This is a genomic window from Pseudoalteromonas luteoviolacea DSM 6061 (genome assembly GCF_001625655.1).
Lineage (GTDB): Bacteria > Pseudomonadota > Gammaproteobacteria > Enterobacterales > Alteromonadaceae > Pseudoalteromonas > Pseudoalteromonas luteoviolacea.
On record NZ_AUYB01000009.1, the window covers coordinates 1 to 1,189 of the forward strand.

General features: G+C 40.2%; 1 protein-coding gene. It reads left to right on the plus strand.

Annotated features, from left to right (window positions below):
* Window positions 1-70 precede the first annotated feature (70 nt).
* Window positions 71-1,149, plus strand: a protein-coding gene (locus N475_RS00485; RefSeq protein ID WP_155730818.1) for an IS3 family transposase whose coding sequence is annotated in 2 segments (ribosomal slippage) — window positions 71-323 and window positions 323-1,149 — 1,080 coding nt in all. Because the reading frame shifts where the segments join, the coding sequence is not laid out codon by codon here.
* The last annotated feature ends 40 nt before the right edge of the window (window positions 1,150-1,189 follow it).

The following is a 1,189-nucleotide window of genomic DNA, read 5'->3' on the forward strand; positions in this document are numbered from 1 at the left end:
TGTAACTCCCCCAAAAAATGAAACAGTTCATAAGTAGAATTTTCTATTAACTAAAATAGGAAAATTTACCATGAGAAAAAGTAAGTTCACCGAAACCCAAATTGTCAGCATGATCAAAGAAGCTGAGTCTGGTGTTCCCGTCCCTGAAGTGTGCCGTAAATATGGTATTGGTCAGAGTAGCTTTTACAAATGGCGCTCAAAATATGGGGGTATGGAAGCTGCTGATGTTAAACGCCTTAAAGAACTTGAGGAAGAAAACCGTAAGCTAAAAGATATGTTTGCAACACTTAGCCTCAAACACTCAATGCTTGAGGATATCATCGCAAAAAAGCTGTAAAAACAAGTAGACGCAGAGCTTGGGTTGAGCATTTAAGGGCTAAATTTAACGTCAGCGTCGCATTTGCTTGTGAAGTGGCAGGGCTAAGCCGCTCAGTTTTTTATTACAAACATAAACGGCCTTCAGATGATGAAGTGATCGACGCACTACTTACGTTGGTAGAGCGCCATCAAAGATGGGGGTTGCCAAAACTATTCAAAAGGCTTCGTAATAAAGGTAAGCCTTGGAATAAAAAGCGTGTTGAACGCGTTTATAACATGCTAAAACTAAACCTAAGACGTAAAGGAAAGCGCCGTGTACCGACGAGAACACCTGAACCATTAAGTACCCCAACGCAACATAATGAATCTTGGTCAATGGACTTTATGAGTGATGCCTTAAGCTACGGGTATCGCTTTAGAACATTGAATGTACTCGATGACTTCAATCGACAAGCATTAGCCATTGAAGTTGATACCAGCTTAACGGCAGAAAGAGTGATTAGGACACTAAAGCATATTATTGCTTGGCGAGGTAAACCAAAGCAAATTAGAGTCGATAATGGTCCTGAATTTACCTCAACGGCACTTGAAACTTGGGCTGCGGAAAACAACATCAAGCTGGAGTTTATAAAACCAGGTAGTCCTTATCAAAACGGTTTTGTAGAAAGGTTTAACCGAAGTTACCGCGAAGAGGTGCTAGATTTATACTTGTTTGAGTCACTACAAGAAGTACGTGAAATCACAGATGAGTGGTTAGATATTTATAATTATGAGCGACCTCATGATTCGCTTGGTGATATGACACCAATTGGTTACCTTGAGGCTGCATAAAATTCTACGAAAAAGCTGTACTAAATTGGGTGGAGTTACA